A 19,957-nucleotide genomic window follows, 5' to 3' on the forward strand; every position below is an offset into this window, starting at 1 on the left:
TGCAGCCTTGCTTGCCCGATTGCTCAAACTGCGACACTCCTCCTTCCTGCGCGGCGCGGCGACGCTGTCGGGCGGACAGGTTATCGCCACGGCGGTCAGCTTCGGTTTCGCGCCGATCCTCAGTCGCCTTTATTCGCCCGCCGATTATGGCGTGCTGGCGACCTATATGTCGATCGCGGTCATCCTCGCGGCGGTCGCCAACCTCCAGATGGCGCGCGCGCTGGTGGCAGAGGCCGATGAGGAACAGGCACGCGCACTGCTTGGACTAAGTTTGCTGCTGGCGTTCGGCTTTGCCGCGCTGACGCTGGTCGGGGTTCTGGTCACCGGCGTGGCCGGCGCAAAAGGCGTCGAGGAGCTTGGTTTCTGGCTGTTGCTGCTGCCCGCCACGGTTCTCGCTTCGGGGACCGGGAGCGCGCTGCTCGGCTGGGCGAACCGCCATCATCATTATCGCCTGATGAGCGGCTATCAGATCGTCAATGTCGTCATTTCGTCGGGCGGCGCTCTGGCGCTGGCGTGGGGCGGCTTCGGTGCGCGCGGGTTGATGATCGGATATTTCCTCGGCCAGCTCGCCGCTTTCCTGTGGGTGTGGATCGGCAGCCGCGCCAGCCTCCCCGGGCTGCGCGGCCTGTCGTGGAGCGATATGCGTACGGCGGGGCTTGCCCATCGCAACTATGCGCTGTGGACCACGCCCACCTCGATGATCGAACAGGTGTCGGGGGCATCGCCGGTGCTGGTCCTGTCGCTGTGGGGCAATATGCTCGATATCGTCGGCCATTATAACCGCGCGCGCGGCCTGTTGATGTTGCCCGTCGGCATATTGGGCAGCGCGATCGGGCAGGTTTTTTTCCGCCGCGCCGCGCAGGATATCGCGCGCGACGGTCATTGCCGCCCGCTGTTCTGGCGGCTGGTGGCGGCGATGAGCGCGATCAGCATCCCGAGCTTCGCCATCCTCGCGGTGATTGCGCCTCAGCTCTTCGTCTTTGTCCTCGGCCCGCAATGGGACGAGGCGGGGCATATCGCGCGCATCCTCGCGCCGGTCATGGCGTTGCAACTGATCGTCATGCCCGCGTCGAAGGTGCTGTGGCTCTATCATCGCCAGCGGCTCGACTTTTTCCTGTCGATCTTTTTCGCGGTATCGACCACCGTTGCCGTTGCTTCGGTGGCCTTTCTGGGCTTCTCGCCCGAAATCGCCATCGACGTGTTTGCGGGCGTGCAGATATTGTTATACCTCGTTTATCTCAGCAGCAGCATCCTGATCGTCGAGCGCGATCATCGGAGCAGACAGGGACTGGCCGCAGACGCGGCACCGGCCAAACCATGATCACGATCGTCGACTATGATGCGGGGAATCCGCGCTCGATCATCAACATGCTCCACTATCTGGGGCATCGTGCCGAGCTGACCGGCGATCCCGACAAGGTCGCCAAGGCCGACCGGCTGATCCTGCCCGGGGTCGGCAAGTTCGATTGGGGCATGCAGCGACTGCACGACAAAGGCCTGTCCGCGCCGCTCGACGAAGCGGTGAAGCGCGGAGTGCCGATGCTCGGCATCTGCCTCGGCGCGCAGTTGCTGACGCGCGGCAGCGACGAAGGACAATTGCCGGGGTTCGGCTGGGTCCCCGCAAGGACCGTCGCCTTCGATCGTGCTCGTCTTGATCCGCGGCTGAAGGTGCCGCATATCGGCTGGGCCGACACCGACTGGAACAAGAACCATCGGATGGCGGTCGATACGCCCGAGGCGCGCTATTATTACGTTCACAGCTTTCATATCGCGTGTGACGATCCGGCGACCGAGCTGTGCAGCACGCAGCACGGTTATCGCTTCACCGCCGGGGTCGAGAGGGACAATGTTTTCGGGGTCCAGTTCCATCCCGAAAAGAGCCTGTCGTTCGGCATGGCGGTCCTCACCCGCTATGCGGGCCTCTGAGCGATGAGGCCCGCGCTGCCCAACCTCGTCGTCATCGGTGCCATGAAATGCGGCACGACCAGCCTCAACGATTATCTCGACCTCCATCCCGACGTGCATATGGCGCCGGACAAGGAGATCAACTTCTTCTCGGGCGAAAATGCCCACCGCTCGCTCGACTGGTATTGCGCGCAATATGACGGCACAAAAGCCGTGCGCGGCGAGGCGTCGCAGAATTATACCAAGAGCCATCACCCCTTCTACAAGGGCGCGCCCGAGCGGATGGCGGCGATCATTCCCGATGCGAAGCTGATCTATCTCGTCCGCGATCCTATCGAGCGCTATCGCTCGCACATTGTCGAAAATTATGTCGGCGAAACGGTCCAGGAAGACATCGCCTGGAACCTGGCCAACGACCATCAGTTCCAGACCGGCAAATATGCCTGGCAACTGCGCTTTTTCCTCGAGCATTTTCGGATGGAACAGATTTTGGTGGTCGACAGCGACGAGCTTAATCGCGCGCGTCACGAAACGATGAACGACATCTTCGCCTTCCTCGGCCTCGACGCGATCGCCGACGAAAAAGCCTTTGCGTTCAAGTCGAACACCAATGCCTCGAACGGCGTGCCCAGCCGCTGGCGAATGGCGCTTCCCTATCGCGCCGCGCGCAAGCTGGCGCCCTTCGACCTCGATGCGCAGCTCAGCCGTCCGGCGATCAGCCGGATACTGTTCCCGGGCCTCGAAAAACCCGACCTGTCCGCCGACCAGGTCGATGAACTGCGCAGCCGCTATGCCCCCGAAGTCGCCCAATTGCGCGCGCTGACCGGGCAGAGCTTTGCGAAGTGGCAGGTCTGAATGCGCCGCATTCGTGTGATCCCCGTGCTGACGATCGACCGCGACCGGCGTCTGGTCAAGACCGTCGCCTTTGGCAAGCGCACCTATATCGGCGACCCGATCAACGCGGTGCGCATCTTCAACACCAAGATGGTCGACGAGATTTTGCTGCTCGACATCGATGCCAGCGTCGATGGTCGCGGACCCGATTTCGAAGCGATCGGCGATATCGTCGAAGAAGCCTTTCTGCCGATGGGCTATGGCGGCGGCATTCGCAGCGTCGAGGACGCGGCGAAACTCTTCGCGCTCGGGCTCGAAAAGGTCGTGCTGTCGACCGAAGCGCTGGCGCAGCCCGGGCTGGTGACCGCGATTGCCGAACGTTTCGGGGCGCAGGCGGTCGCGGTGGCGCTGCCCTATGCCAAAAAGCTGCTCGGCGGACAGCAGGTGCTGGCCCGCAGCGGCAAGACCAGGACCGGGCAATCGCCGGTCGAGGCGGCCAAGGCGATGGCCGCTGCCGGCGCGGGCGAAATCATCGTCACCAGCATCGATCGCGACGGCAAATGGACGGGGTTCGATCTGCCCACGATCACCGCAGTGGCGGAAGCGGTCGATGTCCCGGTGGTGGCGTGCGGCGGCGCATCGGCGCTCGGCGATTTTCTGCCTGTGATTCAAGGCGGCGGCGCATCGGCGGTGGCGGCGTCGAGCCTGTTCGTCTATCGCGCCCAGAATCAGGGCGTGCTGATCTCCTATCCCGATGAGGCCGATCTGCGCGACCAATTATTTGCCAAGCTCGACTGAACGGGATCCCGTGACCGAAGCCACCTCTCCCCTGCCCACCTCGTCGACGCGCGTCTGCACGCGCACCGTGATGGACGGCAGCGACCCCGACATCGTCTTCGATGAAGAGGGCGTGTCGAACCATTGGCACGAATATCAGGCGCTTATGGCGACCCAGCCGAGCGCCGAGGAAAAACAGGCGCGGCTCGACGCGCTGCTCGCCGACGTGCGCGCCGATGGAGAAGGCAAGCCTTATGACTGCGTCATCGGCCTGTCGGGCGGGGTGGACAGCAGCTATGTCACCTGGCTCGCCAAGCAATGGAATCTGCGCCCGCTGATCGTCCATTTCGACAATGGCTGGAACAACGAGCTCGCGGTCCGCAATATCGAAAATATCTGCAAGAAGCTGGGTTTCGAACTCCACACCTTCGTGATGGACTGGGAGGAGTTTCGCGACCTCCAGCGCGCCTATTTCAAGGCGTCGGTCGTCGATCTGGAAGTACCGACCGACCATATGATCTCGGGTGCGCTCTATCGTCTCGCGGCGAAGCACAAGCTTAAATATATGCTCTCGGGCCTCAATTTTGCGACCGAATCGGTGATGCCGCCGTCGTGGAACTATGCGAAGTTCGACCTTGAAAATATTCGTAATATTCACAAAAAGTTCGGAACCAAGCCGCTGAAGAAGCTGCCCGCGCTCGGCGTCTGGCAAAAGGCCTGGTATCAGCTGGTCCGCGGCATCCACAGCGAGGCCGTGCTCGACCTGATCGACTATAACAAGGCCGAGGCGAAGGCGCTGCTGATCCGCGAACTCGACTGGGTCGACTATGGCGGCAAACATTATGAATCGCTCTTCACCCGCTTTTATCAGGGTTATATCCTCCCGCGGAAATTCGGGGTCGACAAGCGCAAGGCGCATCTGTCGAACCTGATCCTGTCGGGCCAGGCGACGCGCGAGGAGGCGCTGCGCGAGCTGCAGCAGCCGACCTATGACGAAGCGATGCAGGAACGCGACAAGGCCTATGTGCGCAAGAAGCTCGGCTTCACCGAGAGCGAGTTCGAGGCGGTGCTGAGCCTGCCCAACCAGCGCCACGAGGTGTACGGCACCGATCAGGCCCACCGCGAACGCTATTTCCGCATCGTCGGAACGCTGGGGAAAGCGATGCGCGCCGTCGGGCTGAAGCGCTAGGCCGATGCGCGCAAGCTGCGACCTGTTGGGAGCCCCGCTCAGGATATTGATGATTTCGCCGCAGCCCTGGACCGGGCTGCAGGTATCGAAGCATCATTATGCCCGCGAACTCGCAGCGCTCGGCCATCATGTCTTTTTCGTCAACCCGCCGGGCGGCAGCGACCGCGTCCGCCTGTCGCCGAGCGACCATCCGGCGATCACGCTGGTCGATCACCCCCGTATGCCGCTCGCCCGCGCCAAATATCGCGCGCGCTGGCTGTTCATCGCGGCCGCGCGCTCTCGCGCCAGGGCGCTTGCCCGCGCGATCGGGCCGTTCGACTTGCTGTGGGATTTCGACAATGCGCGGCAGTTCGCCGATCATCGGCCTTTTCGCGCCCCGCTCTCGATCCTGCATGTCGTCGACATGCTCGATCCGGGCGACATCATGCATCGCGGCGCCGACCTGATCTTGGGCGTCGACGCATCGCTGATCGCCGAGATCGCGCTATCGCCCGCGCCGCGCCACGTCGTCGGCCATGGCCTGTCGCCGCTGTTCGCCGCGGCGGCGCGGAGCCGCCTCGCATCGCCGCGCACGCGCGTCGCCGACGCGCCGGTCATCATCGGCTTCATCGGCAACCTTGCCCAGCCGGCGATGGATCGCGCCCGTGTCGCGGCGCTCGTCGCCGCGCATCCCGCGTGCTGCTTTCGCTTCATCGGCCCCGTTGCGGGGGAAACCCCGGAAATCCGGGCCTGGGCCGACAGGCTGATCGCGCAGCCGAACGTCGAGATGGCCGGCCTGTTGACCGGCGATGCGTTGATCGCGGCGACCGGCGACGTCGATATCTGGCTGCTGCCCTATGATGTCGCGCGCGATCGCAATCGCGGGGTCAATTCGCACAAATTGCTCGAATATTTCGCGCTCGGCGGCGAAGTGGTGAGCAGCCCGATCGCGGCGCAGGCCGACGCGCCGGGCATATTCATGGCGCCGCGCGACGATCCGGACGCCATCGCGGGGCAACTCGACGCCGCCATTGCGGCGGTCCGCGAAGGCCGGGATACAGGAGCCCGCGCGCGCGCCGACCTCGCTTTGGCCAACAGCTACCGCGCCAATCTCGATCGCATCGCCGCTTATCTGAAGGACAGCACGACATGAGCATGGAGATCAGCGCGAACAGCCGGCTGGCCAACCGCATCCTGCGCCGGCTCGGCCAATTCGCCCGGCTCAATCGCGAGGTCGAGGCGAGCGTCGACGGCCGCCCGGTCGCCATACCCGTCTCCGCCGGGTTGATGGCCGAACTGACCGAGCCGTGGATGCTCGCCCTGCTACGCCGGTTGATGGGCATGGCGCCGGGCGCCTTCGTCGATGTCGGGGTCAATCTCGGCCAGACGCTGATCAAGACGAAGACGATCGACCCGGCGCGCCGCTATGTCGGTTTCGAGCCCAATCCGGTGTGCGTCCATTATGTCGAGGAACTGGTCGCGGCGAACGACTGGCGCGATTGCCGCGTGGTGCCCGCCGGGCTCGGCCTTAAGAGCGGTATCGTGACGCTCGAACTCTACCACGGCCGCAGCGGCGATTCGGCCGCGTCGATCGTCGAGGGGTTTCGTCCGGGCGAGGCGATCACCTTTCGCAAGACCGTCGCGATCCTAGGCGCCGACGACCTGCCCGACGACCTGCTCACCGCGCCGGTCGGCCTGATCAAGATCGATGTCGAGGGCGCCGAAGCCGACGTCATCGACGCCCTGGCGCCCGTCATCGCGCGCGATCGTCCGCTGGTGTCGATGGAGATCCTGCCCTGCTACGACAGCGGGCGCACCGACCGCATCGCACGCCAGGCGCGGATCGAGGCGCGGTTCGCCGACCTCGATTATCGTATCCTGCGCGTGCTGCACGAAGGGCGCGGCGGCTCCTATGAGCTGACACCGATCGACAGCATCGGCATCCATGGCGACCTGGTGCTGTGCGAATATGTGATCTGCCCCGCCGAACGCGTCGACGCATGCCTCGCCGGCTGACCGGTAGTCAGAGCGTCTTAGGGTAGAGACCCAGCTTGCGCTTGATCCGCCGCTCGAGCAGCTCGCGCCGCCCGAGGTTGAACAGCGTGATCGGCCGATCGAACATCGTCCGCTCGGACAAATGGGCGCCGCGAAGCCGCGGACTGGTCACCAGCATCGCACGATAGTGTTCGGCGACGGCGGGGCGCGCGACGAACAATTTATATTGCGTGATCAGAAAGGGTTGCAGCCGGTCCTTCATCTCGGTGAGGAGATGGATCGCGGCCACCGACACGTCGGGCCAGCCGACGCCGAAAAAATCATGGACGATCATCACGCCATCGTCGGCGAGAACGGCTTCGGCGAGGCGCATGTCGTGGATCACATTCCGGTAAGCGTGGCCGCCATCGACGCTGAACAGCCGGACCTCGCCGATCCTTGCCCGCAGCGTTTCGGCGGTGAGCGTCAACGAATCGACCGTCCACACCTCCGGCTCATCGAGCGCGATGCCCAGCCTGGCCCGATTGTCGAAAAAGGCCGTGTCCCGGCCCGCGTGGATGCCGGTGTTCAGACCGTCGTCCTGAAACAGGTCGATCGCCAGCGCGCGTTCGCCCGCCTGGCGCAGCAGCGCGAGGATAAAGAACAGCTTGCCGTGATGCACGCCGATTTCGGCGAGATTGCCCGCGATCCCCTGTTCGGCCTGCCAGCGGCCGACCGCGTCGATCGCCGCCGCCTCGACAGGGCCGAAATAGCCGGCGACGGCCTCGATCTGACGGTCGATATAGCGGTCCAGCGCGGCGAAATTGGCGGCCAAAGAGTCCACTCCGTCGAATAAAAGGGCGTGGCCTCAGCCCGCCAGCGGCGCCTGGACGTCGGCGCTGGCCTGATTGACCTCTTCGGGGGGGCGAAACTCGGGGACAAGGTCGTGGAGCAGGTCAAGGCATTCCTCTGCCCGGCCATGGTCCATCGCCTCGCGCAGGGTGTCGAGCTTGGCCGACAAATCGCTCCATTCGAGCATCGCCTCGCGCGCCTGCATGATGCGGCTGTGGCTCGTCGGCTTGGGGTCGTCGCCGATCAGCAGCTCTTCATAGAGTTTCTCGCCCTGGCGCAGTCCGACCTCGGCAATCTCGATGTCGCCATCGGGATGATGCTCGTCACGCACCGTCAGGCCCGACAGATTGATCATCGTACGCGCGAGTTCGATGATCCGCACCGGTTTGCCCATATCGAGCACGAACACCTCGCCGCCCTTCGCCATCGCGCCCGCCTGGATGACGAGCTGTGCCGCCTCGGGGATGGTCATAAAGAAGCGCGTGACGTCGCGGTGCGTGACCGTCACCGGACCGCCATTCTTGATCTGCTCGCGGAACAAGGGGACGACCGACCCGCTCGACCCCAGCACATTGCCGAAGCGCACCATCGCGAAAATCGTCTTGCTGCCGCGGCTTGCGAGACCCTGCAGGACCAGTTCGCACACGCGTTTCGACGCACCCATGACATTGGTCGGGCGCACCGCCTTGTCGGTGCTGATCAGCACGAAATTGGTGACCCCGACCCGGTCGGCTTCGGTCGCCATGAACAAGGTGCCGCAAACATTGTTGCCGATGCCGGCGATCGGGTTCGCTTCGACCAGCGGCACATGCTTGTAGGCGGCGGCGTGGAAGATCGTATCGGGCCGCCAGCGCGCGAGCAGGCGCCGGACGGTGGACTGGTCGGTGACGTTGCCGAGTTCCTCGATCAGTTCGGGCTGCTGTCCGTCGGGCAGTTCGGCGATCGCCGCCTGCAATTCCTGGCCGATCGCATAAAGGCCATATTCGGATGATTCGACCAGGATCAGCTTGTCGGGACGCATCGTCACGATCTGACGGGTCAGCTCGCTGCCGATCGATCCGCCGGCGCCGCTGACCATCACCGTCTTGCCGACGATCGTCCGTCCGAGCAGCAACTGGTTCGGCGGCACCGGATCGCGCCCGAGCAAATCCTCGATCTGCACGTCGCGCAGGTCGCTGACCGATACCTGTTCGTCGATGATCTGCCGCATATCGGGCAGCATGCGGACGCGAATGGGCCAGTCTTCGAGTGATTTCATCACCCGGCGGCGCTTCGAGCGCGTGACATGCGGCAGCGCGAGCAGCACGTCGGTGACGCCATAGCTGTCGACCAGATAGGGAAGTTTCGGGCGCGAATAGATCGGCACGCCGTCGATGATCTCGCCCTCGATCTTGCGATCGTCGTCGATGAAGCCGACGAGGCGCATCGCGGGATCGCTGCGCAGCGCCATCGCCAGCTGCTGCCCGGCCTCGCCCGCGCCGTAAATCAGCGCGATCGACTGTTGCTGGATATCGCGGCGCTTGAGCAGGTCGACGACGGCATAGCGCGCGACGATGCGGGTCATCGCCAGGAAAAGCAGGAAGATGATCGGCTGGATCACCGCCACGGTGCGCGGGACCCCGTGCATGCCGACGATACCGAAAATGACGATCATCGGGATCGCATAGAGCATGACCGAATAGGCCAGCCCGACCATCGTCCGGCCGCCCGAAAAGCGCAGAATCGAGCTGTAGGTGCCGCGCATCAGGAAGATCGGAAGCCAGCTCGACAGGGCGATCACCGATGCGAGGCCGACCGCCGATTCGAAAATCCGCCATTGTCCGAGCCGCAACGAAAAGGCGACAAGCACCGCCGCGACGCAGAGCAAGGCATCGGCGACGATCAGGATCGCGCGCTTCTCGCTACGCCCCAGCGCGACGAGCGACGCCAGAACGGCCAGGATCCGCTCCTCGACCACTCCCCAGATCCGCCCCAAGATCATGCGGAGACGCTCTCCCCGGTCTTGAGGAAGCGCTGGCTTTGCCCTTCGAGCACCAGCGCGGTGAGCTTGCCGCTGCGATAGGCGCCGGTATCGATGCCGATGCGGTTCGCGCGGCAATCGACATCGGGGGTGATCGTGTGGCCGTGAACGACCATCACGCCATGATCCCGGTCGTCGTCGAGAAACTCGTCGCGAATCCAGCGCAGGTCGTGAACCTGCTGCTGGTCGAGCGGGCGTCCAGGAAAAATCCCTGCATGAACAAAGAGATAGTCGCCAATCTGCACATAATCCACCATCGAGCGGAACAAACGAACATGCGAAGCCGGTATGCCGGCGTGAATTTTGGCGACCAGAGCCTCTCTATCCCCGAAAATGGCCGCTTCTTCAAGTCCGTAGCTTTCGAGCGCCTGTTCGCCGCCATAACGGATCCAGCCGGGCAGTTGCGAATGGGCCCCGTCGAGAATCTCGAGCAGCGCCTCTTCATGGTTGCCCATCAGCAGATGCATCTCGTCGATGCCCGCCGGTTTGGTCAACAAACGCTCGACGACCTGTGCCGATTGCGGGCCGCGATCGATGAGATCGCCGAGCATCACGAGATGGACGGTGTCGGCGGGATTACGCGCGCCCTCATCGGCGATCCGCGCGATCAGCGCGTCGAGCAGGTCGAGCCGGCCGTGAACATCGCCGATCGCATAGACGCGCGTGCCCGGCGGCACTTGTGGCCAATCTTCCTGGGCGGGTTCGGGGGCGGCCTCCTTGCGGCCAAAAAGTCTTTTCAACATGGTCTTACCGATTGATCCTGACGCCCAGCCCCATCGCCGGTTCACCGCTGCGGCGCGCCGACAACGCGCGAAGGGGCGATAGGGATGCCTATGCCCCGCCATTTACCCGCGATTGGCGCAATGACAAGGATCACAGCCGGGTCATTTTGATGCGCGGTTAAGCGGATAACAACCAAAATCTCCTAGGCGTGGGCGCATGAACCCCCGATATATGAGCGCGCGATGAAAGTGATGACGGTGTTCGGGACGCGTCCCGAAGCGATCAAGATGTTCCCCGTGGTGCACGCTTTGCGGCGCCAGACGGGGCTCGACGTGCGGGTGTGCGTCACCGCGCAGCATCGCGAAATGCTCGATCAGGTGCTCGACATCGCGCGCATCACCCCCGACATCGACCTTGACGTCATGCAGGCGAACCAGACGCTCGACGGGCTGCTGGCGCGGCTCGTGGTGGGGCTCGGGGAGACCTTCGATGCCGAAAAGCCCGATCGCATCCTCGTCCATGGCGACACGCTGACGACGATGGCGGCGACCTTATCCGCATATTTTCGCAAGATCCCCGTCGGCCATGTCGAGGCGGGCCTGCGCAGCGGCAATATCTATCACCCTTGGCCCGAGGAAGTGAACCGCAAGGTCACCGGCGCGGTCGCCGACCTGCATTTCGCACCGACGGAGACGGCGGCGGCCGCGCTGCGCGCCGAAAATGTCCCGGCGGCCAATATCCACATCACCGGCAATACGGTGATCGACGCGCTGCTCGCGACCAAGGCGCGCATCGACGAGGAGCCCGCGCTCGCCGCCGGGCTCGATCCGCTGCTCGCGCGCTTTGCGGGCCAGCGCATCGTTGCGGTCACCTCGCACCGCCGCGAGAATTTCGGTGACGGCATGAAGGCGATTGCCGACGCGATCGCCGCGATCGCGGCGCGGCCCGACGTCGCGGTCATCTTTCCGGTCCATCCCAACCCGCATGTCCGCGCCGCAATGGAGCCCATTCTCGGCGCCCTGGCCAATGTCGCGCTGATCGATCCGCTCGACTATCCGCATTTCGTGCGGCTGCTCGCATCGAGCGAATTGGTGCTCACCGACAGCGGCGGGGTGCAGGAAGAAGCGCCCTCGCTCGGCAAGCCGGTGCTGGTGATGCGCGAGACGACCGAGCGGCCCGAAGGCATCGAAGCGGGCACCGCGCGGCTCGTCGGCACCAACAAGGACCGCATCGTTTCCGAAATTTTCAGCCTTTTGGACGATGAAGGGGCCTATGCCGCCATGGCGCGCGCCCATAATCCCTTTGGCGACGGCACGGCAGGCACCCAGATTGCGGAGATTGTCGCGCGTGCCCGTTGATATCGAACAGAAAGTCACCGTCGTCGGCCTCGGCTATATCGGCCTGCCGACCGCCGCGCTGATCGCGCGCTCGGGCTGCAAGGTCACCGGCATCGACGTCAGCGCGCACGTCGTCGAGACCGTCAACAACGGCAAGGTGCATATCGAGGAAGTCGACCTCGACGGCCTGGTCCAGGGCGTCGTGTCGCGCGGCGCGCTCGTCGCCTCGACGACAATGGTCGCCGCCGACACCTTCGTCATCGCGGTGCCGACCCCACACGACGCGGAACATCGCCCCGACATCTCGTATGTGCTCGACGCCGCGCGCTCGATCGCCAAGGTGCTCGTGCCGGGCAATCTGGTAATCCTCGAATCGACCTCGCCGGTCGGGACGACCGAAAAGGTCGCCGAGTTGCTCGCCGCCGAGCGCCCAGACCTCAAGGTTCCCGGCCGCTGCGCCGGAACCCCCGACATCTTCGTCGCTTATTGCCCCGAGCGCGTCTTGCCCGGCCGCATCCTGATCGAGCTGGTCGACAACGACCGCTGCATCGGCGGCATCACCCCGCGCTGCGCGCGCCGCGCGATGACCTTCTACCGCCAGTTCGTGCGCGGCGCCTGTGTGACCACCACCGCGCGCGCCGCCGAAATGGTCAAGCTGGTCGAGAACAGCTACCGCGACGTCAACATCGCCTTCGCGAATGAATTGTCGATGATCGCCGACAAGATGGGGGTCGATGTCTGGGACGTGATCCGCCTCGCCAACCTCCACCCGCGCGTGAACATCCTGCAGCCGGGCCCCGGCGTCGGCGGCCATTGCATCGCGGTCGACCCCTGGTTCCTCGTCCATGGCGCGCCTGACGAGAGCCGGCTGATCCGCACCGCGCGCGAGGTTAACCTGTCGAAGACCGCGCATGTCATCGCCGCGACCGCCGCACTCGTCGCGAGCCATCCGCAGGCGAAGGTCGGCGTGCTCGGGCTCGCTTTCAAACCCAATATCGACGATTTCCGCGAAAGCCCCGCAGTCGAAGTCGCCGCCGCGCTCGCGCGCCAGTTCGGCAAGCGGATTCAGGTCGTCGAGCCCTTCGCCAAGGGCTTGCCGATGGAATTCGCCGGCAGCGGCGCCGAGCTCGTCGAACTCGACGATGCACTCGCCGATTGCGACGTGATGATCGTGCTGGTCGACCATGACGTGTTCAAATCGGTCCCGCTCGAGGAACGCAGCGGCAAGATCGTCTATGACACGCGCGGCCTGTGGCCCGATCAGGGCTGGCCGGCGGCCGCGAGCGCACCGCGCGCGGTGGCGTAAAGGCACCGCCCCCTCTTCCCGAGCGTGTCTCGACTTCGCTCGACACAAACGGAATAAGGTGGGCGCGGCCCTCCCCTTGCGCGCCCCGCCCCACTCTCCCATATCCGCCGCATGACCGAACCCCATGCGCATAGTGCCTCGCCCTGGCACGGAACCACCATCCTTTCCGCCCGCAACGCCGACAAGGTCGTCATCATCGGCGACGGCCAGGTGTCGATGGGCCAGACGGTGATGAAGCCCAACGCCCGCAAGGTCCGCCGCCTCCATGACGGCAGCGTCATCGGCGGCTTCGCGGGCGCCACCGCCGACGCCTTCACCCTGTTCGAGCGGCTCGAAGCCAAGCTCGAACGCCACAATGGCCAGTTGCTGCGCGCTGCGGTCGAGCTCGCCAAGGACTGGCGCACCGACAAATATCTCCGCAACCTCGAGGCGATGATGATCGTCGCCGACAAGGAGGTGACGCTGGTCATCACCGGCAACGGCGACGTGCTCGAACCCAAGGGCGGCATCGCCGCGATCGGGTCGGGCGGCAATTTTGCGCTGTCGGCGGCGCGCGCGCTGGTCGATTACGAAAAGGACCCGGAGGTGCTGGTGCGCAAGGCGATGGAAGTTGCCGCCGACATCTGCGTCTATACCAACGACCAGTTCACCCAAGAAACCATCGAAATTCAGGCATAACTCCCCATGAACGAAGCTTTGACCCCGAAGGCGATCGTCGCCGCCCTCGACACGCATATCATCGGCCAGGCCGCCGCCAAGCGCGCGGTCGCAGTGGCGATGCGCAACCGCTGGCGCCGCCAGCAGCTCGGCTCCGACCTCCGCGACGAGGTGAGCCCCAAGAATATCCTGATGATCGGCCCCACCGGCTGCGGCAAGACCGAAATTTCGCGGCGGCTGGCAAAACTCGCCGATGCGCCCTTCATCAAGGTCGAGGCGACGAAGTTCACCGAGGTCGGCTATGTCGGTCGCGACGTCGAGCAAATCGCGCGCGACCTGATCGAGGAAGCCGTGCGGCTCGAAAAGGATCGCCGCCGCGAGGCGGTGCGCGCCGCCGCCGAAGAGGCCGCGATGGAGCGGCTGCTCGACGCGCTGACCGGCAAGGGCGCCAGCGAGGCGACACGCCAGAGTTTCCGCCAGCGCATCCGTGAGGGCCATCTCGACGACAGCGAGGTCGAGATCGAGGTCGCCGACGCGCCGGCCATGAACTTCGACCTCCCCGGCCAGCCGGGTCAGATGAGCATGATCAACCTGTCCGAAATGCTCGGCAAGGCGATGGGCGGCCCGCCCAAGAAGCGCCGCAAGCTGAAGGTCATCGAGGCCGCGACGCGGCTGATCGAGGAGGAGCAGGACAAGCGCCTCGACCAGGACGATGTCGCGCGGATCGCGCTCGCCGATGCCGAGGCCAATGGCATCGTCTTCCTCGACGAGATCGACAAGATCGCGGTCAGCGACGTGCGCGGCGGTTCGGTGAGCCGCGAAGGCGTCCAGCGCGACCTGCTGCCGCTGATCGAGGGCACGACGGTCGCGACCAAATATGGCCCGATGAAGACCGACCATATCCTGTTCATCGCCAGTGGCGCCTTCCATGTCGCGAAGCCGAGCGACCTGCTCCCCGAACTGCAGGGCCGCCTGCCGATCCGCGTCGAACTCAGCGCGCTCAGCGAAGAGGATTTCGTCCGCATCCTGACCGAAACCAAGGCGGGATTGCCCGAGCAATATTCGGCGCTGATCGCGACCGAGGGTGTGACCCTGAACTTCACCCCCGACGCGATCTCGCGCGTGGCGAAGCTCGCTGCGGAGGTCAACGAACGCGTCGAGAATATCGGGGCGCGTCGGTTGCAGACGATCATGGAACGGCTGGTCGAAGAGATCAGTTTCACCGCCGAGGATCGCGGCGGAACGACGGTGGACATCGACGCCGCCTATGTCGACAGCCAGCTGTCGGACATCGTCGGCGACACCGACCTCAGCAAATATGTGCTCTGATCGCGTGGGACGCAGACGAGCGTAATTCCCGTCCTTTTCAGCCGTTCATTTACCGAACTTCATTTGACTTTGCCGCGCGGTCGGTGCGATGAACGGCGCGCGCGGTCGACACGGGTTGCAAACGGCCGGCACGGAGATTTTGATGGCAGACGAGGAGGCCCCCGAGCAGGGCGAGCTGGCGATTACGCGTACCGGGGACCGGCTGCGGCTGGCCCGCGAAGCCGTCGGGCTGTCGCTCGCCGATGTCGCGACGCGCACGCGTATCACCCAGCGCCACCTCGAAGCGATCGAGAAGTCGGACTTTTCGGAACTGCCGGGCCGCACCTATGTGACGGGATTTGCGCGCGCCTATGCCCGCGCCGTCGATCTGCCCGAGGCCGAAATCGGCGCCTCGATCCGCCGCGAGCTCGAAGAAGACGCTTATGGTTCACGCCCGCTGTACGAGGCCTATGAACCGACCGATCCGGCGCGCCTGCCGACGGCGCGCATGGCCTGGACGCTGGTCATCGTCGCGCTGCTGCTCGGCTCGGCCTATGGCATCTGGCGCTTCCTGTCGGTCGAACCCGATGAAGCTCTGATCGCGGCACAGAACCAGGCGGCGGAAAATTCCGAGGCGCCGGCGACCGAACCGGGAACCGCCCCCGTGACAAAGGCCGCAGCGCCCGGCCAGGCGATTCCCGCCGACGCTCCCGTGGTGCTCACCGGCCTTTCGGAAGTGTGGATCGGCTTCGACGACGCGACCGGTAAGACCGAAAACTGGCGCACCCTCGACGCGGGCGAAACCTATGAGGTGCCGGCGGACTATATCCAGCAATTCACACTGCGCACCAGCATTCCGCAGGCGCTGAAGGTCACCGTCGGTGGCCGCGATATCGGTGCGGTCGGCCCCGCTGACACGCTGGTCAAGAATATCTCGCTCAAACCCGCCGATCTGGTCGCGCGGGCCGAGGGTGCGGGAGCGGCGCAGACCATCCCGCCGGCGACGACGAAGCGCTGATCGCAACCCGGGCCGCCGGGCCTAGAGGTCGCTGCGCCGAATTGAGTTTGCGCAAGCGGGCGTTGGCGCGTTATGAACCGATGAATGGTTAATCGGGTGTGGGAGCCGAAAAGGCAGATGACGATGCGTAACTATTTTCTGGGGACTGCGGCTGCCGCGTTGCTGGTTTCGGTTCCGGGGGGGGCTCAGGCGCAGGATGATGCGATCGGCAAGCGCGTCGACCGGCTCGAAAAGGAAATGCGCGCGGTGCAGCGCTCGGTGTTCCCGGGCGGCAGCCCCGCCTTTTTCGAAGGCGAGATCGCACCCGACAATGTCGCCGGCGATCGCGTCAAAAGCAGCGCGCCGGTGATCGACCTGACGGCGCGTGTCGACGCGCTGGAAAACCAGTTGCAGACGCTGACCGGCCAGACCGAGCAGAACAGCTTCCAGCTGCGCGAACTCGAAAAGCAGTTCACCGCCTATAAGGCCGAGATGGAAAAGCGTCTTGCGCCGCCGCCGGCAGTCGAGACGACCCCGGCCAGCCTTCCGGTCACCACGGCAGTCGTCAAACCGCCGGTCACGACCGCCGCGTCGACGACCAAGCCCGCGACGGCTGCGGCCGCCCCGGCCAAGAAGCCCGCCGCAACCCCGGCGGCGCCTGCGGCGAGCGCTGCCCGGCTGGCGCTGGTGAAGAAGGTCGAGATTCCCGCGACCGGAAACGAAACCGACGACGCCTATAATTATGGCTATCGCCTGTGGGAGGCGAAACTCTATCCCGAGGCGCAGACGCAGTTGAAAGACGTCGTTGCCAAATGGCCGCAACATCGGCTCGCCAGCTTCGCGCAGAATCTGCTCGGCCGCTCCTATCTCGACGAAGGCAAGCCGAGCCTCGCGGCGGTCGCTTTCTATAATAATTACAAGGATCGGCCGAGTGGCGCACGCGCGCCGCACAGCCTGATGTTCATGGGGGTCGCGCTCGACAAGCTGGGCCGCAAGGCAGACGCCTGCAAGGCCTTCCGCGAGCTTGAGGAAGTCTATGGCGACAAGGCTCCTCAGGATGTGCGAACCGATGCTGCCGCCGCAAAAACAAAAGCCGGCTGCTGAAACCGACGCCGTTTATCGGCTCGGACGACAGCTGGAGACGCTGGCCGGTCCCGACTGGCAGCGGCTGAGCTATGGCGTCGCGGTCTCGGGCGGCCCCGACAGCATGGCGCTGCTGTGGCTGATGGTGACGCTGCTCCCCGGACAAGTCCGCGCCGCGACGGTCGATCACGGGCTGCGGCAGGGATCGGCCGAGGAAGCCCGGATGGTGGCGGGTTTCTGCGAGCGCGACCATATTCCCCACGCCATCCTCTGCCCCCCGACGCCGATCCGCGGGTCGTTTCAGGCCGCCGCACGCGCCGAACGCTATCGGTTGCTCGACCAATGGCGCGAGGCGCACGCGCTCGACCATATCGTCACCGCACATCATGCCGACGACCAGCTGGAAACGCTGATCATGCGGATCAACCGGAGCAGCGGGGTCGGCGGGCTGGCCGCGATCCGCGCGCGCAACGGCCATGTGCTGCGCCCGCTCCTCGGCTGGCGCCGCGCCAATCTTGTCGCGCTGGCGCTCGAGGTCGACCTGCCCTTTGTCGATGATCCGTCGAACGCCGACGTCCGTTTCGATCGCGCGCGGCTGCGCAAGGAATTGCGGTCGCAGAATTTCCTCGATGCCGAGGCGGCGGCGCGCTCGGCAGGGTGGCTTGCCGATGCCGATGCGGCGCTCGACTGGACCGTCGATCAGCTGGTCGCGCGCTGGCCCGACGCCGACGACGCGGGCGTGATCCGCGATGCCGGCTATCCGGCGGAGATTTTCCGCCGCGTCGTGGCCCGGCGATTATGCGCCTTTGATCCGCGCCTCACCCTGCGCGGGGTGACGCTCGACGGGGTGATCGCGGCGATGGCCGATGGACGCCGCGCGATGGTCGGGAGCCTGCTCATCGACCGGATCGGGGGTGCCGACGAGCATTTCTGGCGCATTTCGGTGGCGCCCCGGCGAAAAGCGCGCCGTTCGCGCTGATCTGCTCATTGTCATTTAACGCGAAGGGCCTATCTTGGTAACCGGGCTGCTCTCCGGCCCGGCAAGGTGGAATCGATCGAAATGCAGGACGACAAGGAACCGCAGGGCAACCCCTGGATGAAGAGCGTGATGATCTGGAGCGGCATTTTGCTCGCCATGCTCCTCGTCGCCTCGATGTTCGGCGGCGCCACGCAGCCCGCGGGCAATCCGTTGACCTATTCGGAATTCCGCCAGAAAATCCAGGATGGCAGCGTCAAGGACGTCGTGCTGACCGAGGAGCGCGCGACGGGCACGCTGTCGAACGGCGACCGGTTCAGCGCGAACCTGATCCGCGATCCCGAACTGCTAAAGCTGCTCAACGACAACAATGTCAAATATGACGGCAAGCCGACCGAAACCGGCAATATCTGGATCTATCTGCTGATCCAGTCCCTGCCCTTCCTGTTGATCCTCGGCATCGCCTTTTTCGTCTTCCGCCAGGTCCAGAAGAACAATGGTTCGGGCGCGATGGGCTTTGGCAAGTCGCGCGCGAAGATGCTGACCGAGAAGCAGGGCCGCGTGACCTTCGACGATGTCGCGGGCATCGACGAGGCGCGTGAGGAGCTCGAGGAGATCGTCGAATTCCTCCGCGATCCCACCAAATTCTCCAAGCTCGGTGGCCAGATTCCCAAGGGCGCACTGCTCGTCGGCTCGCCCGGCACCGGCAAGACCCTGCTCGCCCGCGCGATCGCGGGGGAGGCGGGCGTGCCCTTCTTCACCATTTCGGGTTCGGACTTCGTCGAGATGTTCGTCGGTGTCGGCGCCAGCCGCGTCCGCGACATGTTCGAACAGGCGAAGCGCAATGCGCCCTGCATCGTCTTCATCGACGAAATCGACGCCGTGGGCCGCCATCGCGGCGCGGGCCTCGGCAATGGCAATGACGAGCGCGAACAGACGCTGAACCAGCTGCTCGTCGAAATGGACGGCTTCGAGGCGAACGAGGGCATCATCATCGTCGCCGCGACCAACCGTCCCGACGTGCTCGACCCCGCCCTGTTGCGTCCGGGCCGCTTCGACCGCCAGGTCGTCGTGCCGCGCCCCGACATCGAAGGGCGCCAGAAGATCCTCGAGGTTCACACCCGCAAGAAGCCGCTCGCGCCCGACGTCGACCTGCGCCGGATCGCGCGCGGCACGCCGGGCTTCTCGGGCGCCGACCTCGCCAATCTGTGCAACGAAGCGGCGCTGCTCGCGGCCCGCAAGGGCAAGCGCCTGATCGCCAGCGGCGAGTTCGAGGAAGCCAAGGACAAGGTGATGATGGGCGCCGAGCGGCGTTCGATGGTGATGACCGAGGACGAGAAGAAATCGACCGCCTATCACGAAGCCGGGCACGCCCTCGTCTCGCTGCACGTCGAAGGCTGCGATCCGCTGCACAAGGTTACCATCATTCCGCGCGGCCGTGCGCTGGGCGTGACGTGGAACCTGCCCGAACGCGATCGTTATTCGACCAACATGAAGCAGATGAAGGCGCGTCTCGCGCTCTGCTTTGGCGGCCGCATTGCCGAACAGCTGATCTATGGCACCGACGAGCTCAACACCGGCGCGTCGAACGATATCCAGCAGGCGACCGACATGGCGCGCTCGATGGTCATGGAATATGGCATGTCCGAAAAGCTCGGCTGGCTGCGCTATCGCGACAACCAGGACGAGGTTTTCCTGGGCCATAGCGTGTCGCGGGCGCAGAATATGTCCGAAGACACCGCCCGCCTGATCGACGCCGAAGTGCGCCGGCTGGTCGAGGAAGGCGAAGGGGTCGCGCGCAAGGTGCTGACCGACAATATCGACGAACTTCACCTGCTCGCCGCCGCGCTGCTCGAATATGAGACGCTGTCGGGCGAGGAATCGAAGCGCGCGATCAAGGGCGAGGATATCGGCCGCGAGGACGATGCGGGCCAGCATGGCACCGCCGTGTCGGGCCACGCCGGCTCGCTCCCGCAGATCAAGCGCAAGCCGCGTCCGTTCGGCGATATCAATCCGCAGGGTGCATAGGGTCGCGTCGGT

The 19,957-nt window shown here is 64.9% G+C and carries 18 protein-coding genes; 15 read left to right on the top strand and 3 right to left on the bottom strand.

From position 1 onward, the window contains the following. The first annotated feature begins 7 nt into the window (after window positions 1–7). The 7 genes from ACREB7_RS01765 to ACREB7_RS01795 are packed head-to-tail and all read left to right on the top strand — an operon-like array spanning window position 8 to window position 6,700. Window positions 8–1,321: an oligosaccharide flippase family protein gene (locus tag ACREB7_RS01765; RefSeq protein WP_431590592.1), complete on the top strand. Its 1,314-nt coding sequence runs from the start codon at window positions 8–10 to the stop codon at window positions 1,319–1,321. After that, window positions 1,318–1,926 (top strand): imidazole glycerol phosphate synthase subunit HisH, encoded by a 609-nt coding sequence (gene hisH / locus ACREB7_RS01770; protein WP_431590593.1) that lies wholly within the window; start codon window positions 1,318–1,320, stop codon window positions 1,924–1,926. The genes ACREB7_RS01765 and hisH overlap by 4 nt, the downstream gene beginning before the upstream one ends. A gap of 3 nt (window positions 1,927–1,929) precedes the next feature. Continuing rightward, window positions 1,930–2,760, top strand: a complete 831-nt coding sequence (locus ACREB7_RS01775; RefSeq protein WP_431590594.1) for a sulfotransferase family protein — start codon at window positions 1,930–1,932, stop codon at window positions 2,758–2,760. After that, window positions 2,761–3,537 (top strand): HisA/HisF-related TIM barrel protein, encoded by a 777-nt coding sequence (locus ACREB7_RS01780; RefSeq protein WP_431590595.1) that lies wholly within the window; start codon window positions 2,761–2,763, stop codon window positions 3,535–3,537. Window positions 3,538–3,547: 10 nt separating this feature from the next. Next, window positions 3,548–4,705 carry an N-acetyl sugar amidotransferase gene (locus ACREB7_RS01785; protein ID WP_431590596.1) on the top strand — a complete coding sequence of 386 codons (1,158 nt, stop codon included), beginning with the start codon at window positions 3,548–3,550 and terminating at the stop codon, window positions 4,703–4,705. A 49-nt stretch (window positions 4,706–4,754) separates the two neighbouring features. Then, window positions 4,755–5,837, top strand: a complete 1,083-nt coding sequence (locus ACREB7_RS01790; RefSeq protein WP_431590597.1) for a glycosyltransferase — start codon at window positions 4,755–4,757, stop codon at window positions 5,835–5,837. Continuing rightward, window positions 5,834–6,700, top strand: coding sequence for an FkbM family methyltransferase (locus tag ACREB7_RS01795; RefSeq protein WP_431590598.1), 867 nt, complete (start codon window positions 5,834–5,836; stop codon window positions 6,698–6,700). Before ACREB7_RS01790 ends, ACREB7_RS01795 begins: the two co-directional genes overlap by 4 nt. A gap of 7 nt (window positions 6,701–6,707) precedes the next feature. On the opposite strand, the gene ACREB7_RS01800 is transcribed toward ACREB7_RS01795, so the two are convergent. The 3 genes from ACREB7_RS01800 to ACREB7_RS01810 are packed head-to-tail and all read right to left on the bottom strand — an operon-like array spanning window position 6,708 to window position 10,273. After that, window positions 6,708–7,493 (bottom strand): class I SAM-dependent methyltransferase, encoded by a 786-nt coding sequence (locus tag ACREB7_RS01800; RefSeq protein WP_431590599.1) that lies wholly within the window; start codon window positions 7,491–7,493, stop codon window positions 6,708–6,710. Between the two features lie 33 nt (window positions 7,494–7,526). Further along, entirely contained in the window at window positions 7,527–9,491 is a 1,965-nt protein-coding gene (locus ACREB7_RS01805; RefSeq protein ID WP_431590600.1) for a polysaccharide biosynthesis protein, read from the bottom strand. Beyond that, window positions 9,488–10,273, bottom strand: a complete 786-nt coding sequence (locus ACREB7_RS01810) for a metallophosphoesterase family protein (RefSeq protein ID WP_431590601.1) — start codon at window positions 10,271–10,273, stop codon at window positions 9,488–9,490. Before ACREB7_RS01810 ends, ACREB7_RS01805 begins: the two co-directional genes overlap by 4 nt. A gap of 222 nt (window positions 10,274–10,495) precedes the next feature. On the opposite strand from ACREB7_RS01810, the gene wecB reads away from it, so the two are divergent. The 8 genes from wecB to ftsH all read left to right on the top strand — a co-directional run bounded on the left by wecB (window position 10,496) and on the right by ftsH (window position 19,945). Further along, window positions 10,496–11,611, top strand: coding sequence for a non-hydrolyzing UDP-N-acetylglucosamine 2-epimerase (wecB, locus tag ACREB7_RS01815; protein WP_431590602.1), 1,116 nt, complete (start codon window positions 10,496–10,498; stop codon window positions 11,609–11,611). Next, window positions 11,601–12,896, top strand: coding sequence for a UDP-N-acetyl-D-mannosamine dehydrogenase (gene wecC, locus ACREB7_RS01820; protein ID WP_431590603.1), 1,296 nt, complete (start codon window positions 11,601–11,603; stop codon window positions 12,894–12,896). Before wecB ends, wecC begins: the two co-directional genes overlap by 11 nt. 111 nt (window positions 12,897–13,007) lie before the next feature. Then, complete coding sequence (gene hslV / locus ACREB7_RS01825) at window positions 13,008–13,574, top strand: ATP-dependent protease subunit HslV (RefSeq protein WP_431590604.1); 567 nt, start codon at window positions 13,008–13,010, stop codon at window positions 13,572–13,574. 6 nt (window positions 13,575–13,580) lie between these two features. Beyond that, a complete protein-coding gene (gene hslU / locus ACREB7_RS01830; protein ID WP_431590605.1) occupies window positions 13,581–14,882 on the top strand; it encodes an ATP-dependent protease ATPase subunit HslU in 1,302 nt (433 codons plus the stop codon). Between the two features lie 142 nt (window positions 14,883–15,024). Next, window positions 15,025–15,879 (top strand): helix-turn-helix domain-containing protein, encoded by an 855-nt coding sequence (locus ACREB7_RS01835; protein ID WP_431590606.1) that lies wholly within the window; start codon window positions 15,025–15,027, stop codon window positions 15,877–15,879. Window positions 15,880–16,002: 123 nt separating this feature from the next. Then, window positions 16,003–16,962, top strand: a complete 960-nt coding sequence (locus ACREB7_RS01840; protein WP_431590607.1) for a tetratricopeptide repeat protein — start codon at window positions 16,003–16,005, stop codon at window positions 16,960–16,962. Next, window positions 16,916–17,920 carry a tRNA lysidine(34) synthetase TilS gene (tilS, locus tag ACREB7_RS01845; RefSeq protein ID WP_431590608.1) on the top strand — a complete coding sequence of 335 codons (1,005 nt, stop codon included), beginning with the start codon at window positions 16,916–16,918 and terminating at the stop codon, window positions 17,918–17,920. The genes ACREB7_RS01840 and tilS overlap by 47 nt, the downstream gene beginning before the upstream one ends. A gap of 81 nt (window positions 17,921–18,001) precedes the next feature. Next, a complete protein-coding gene (gene ftsH / locus ACREB7_RS01850) occupies window positions 18,002–19,945 on the top strand; it encodes an ATP-dependent zinc metalloprotease FtsH (protein ID WP_431590622.1) in 1,944 nt (647 codons plus the stop codon). Window positions 19,946–19,957 lie beyond the last annotated feature (12 nt).

The sequence above is a fragment of the Sphingopyxis sp. genome (genome assembly GCF_050725615.1).
Classification (GTDB): domain Bacteria; phylum Pseudomonadota; class Alphaproteobacteria; order Sphingomonadales; family Sphingomonadaceae; genus Sphingopyxis.

Coding starts and splice junctions, on each gene's coding strand:
- hisH (WP_431590593.1), top strand. CDS start 1,318: ATGATCACGATCGTCGACTATGATGCGGGGAATCCGCGCTCGATCATC.
- ACREB7_RS01775 (WP_431590594.1), top strand. CDS start 1,930: ATGAGGCCCGCGCTGCCCAACCTCGTCGTCATCGGTGCCATGAAATGC.
- ACREB7_RS01780 (WP_431590595.1), top strand. CDS start 2,761: ATGCGCCGCATTCGTGTGATCCCCGTGCTGACGATCGACCGCGACCGG.
- ACREB7_RS01790 (WP_431590597.1), top strand. CDS start 4,755: ATGATTTCGCCGCAGCCCTGGACCGGGCTGCAGGTATCGAAGCATCAT.
- ACREB7_RS01795 (WP_431590598.1), top strand. CDS start 5,834: ATGAGCATGGAGATCAGCGCGAACAGCCGGCTGGCCAACCGCATCCTG.
- ACREB7_RS01805 (WP_431590600.1), bottom strand. CDS start 9,491: ATGATCTTGGGGCGGATCTGGGGAGTGGTCGAGGAGCGGATCCTGGCC.
- ACREB7_RS01810 (WP_431590601.1), bottom strand. CDS start 10,273: ATGTTGAAAAGACTTTTTGGCCGCAAGGAGGCCGCCCCCGAACCCGCC.
- wecB (WP_431590602.1), top strand. CDS start 10,496: ATGAAAGTGATGACGGTGTTCGGGACGCGTCCCGAAGCGATCAAGATG.
- hslV (WP_431590604.1), top strand. CDS start 13,008: ATGACCGAACCCCATGCGCATAGTGCCTCGCCCTGGCACGGAACCACC.
- hslU (WP_431590605.1), top strand. CDS start 13,581: ATGAACGAAGCTTTGACCCCGAAGGCGATCGTCGCCGCCCTCGACACG.
- ACREB7_RS01835 (WP_431590606.1), top strand. CDS start 15,025: ATGGCAGACGAGGAGGCCCCCGAGCAGGGCGAGCTGGCGATTACGCGT.
- ACREB7_RS01840 (WP_431590607.1), top strand. CDS start 16,003: ATGCGTAACTATTTTCTGGGGACTGCGGCTGCCGCGTTGCTGGTTTCG.
- tilS (WP_431590608.1), top strand. CDS start 16,916: ATGTGCGAACCGATGCTGCCGCCGCAAAAACAAAAGCCGGCTGCTGAA.
- ftsH (WP_431590622.1), top strand. CDS start 18,002: ATGCAGGACGACAAGGAACCGCAGGGCAACCCCTGGATGAAGAGCGTG.